General features: G+C 66.5%; 1 protein-coding gene. It reads right to left on the bottom strand.

Annotation, left to right across the window (positions count from 1 at the left end; all coding sequences use genetic code 11):
• Positions 1 to 29: 29 nt before the first annotated feature.
• Positions 30 to 269: hypothetical protein (locus tag KVT45_RS55380; protein ID WP_217562721.1), on the bottom strand; the 240-nt coding region annotated here is incomplete at its 5' end.

Genomic DNA, 269 nt, shown 5'->3' with positions numbered 1-269 from the left:
TTCCCACACATCACAGCACGGCGCATGCCCTACGGGCTAGGGTGGCGGCCCGCCCCATCCAGCGCAGGCTCCCGGTGCTGCGCCCGCGTGTCGGGGCCAAACGCCATGATGGTGAGCACGGCCAAGGCCCACGCGGCGATCACACCGTACAGCATCACGCTCTCGAAACCGTGCACAAGCGCGGCATGAACGATCACGCTGTTCGGATCGACAGCGGCAAGTTCCGCTCTGCCCTGCGTGAGATGCGCAAGATTGCCGGCGGCGACCTT

This window comes from Streptomyces sp. GbtcB6, assembly GCF_019091475.1.
GTDB classification, from domain to species: domain Bacteria; phylum Actinomycetota; class Actinomycetes; order Streptomycetales; family Streptomycetaceae; genus Streptomyces; species Streptomyces hyaluromycini.
This window is presented reverse-complemented; position numbering and strand designations above follow the sequence as displayed.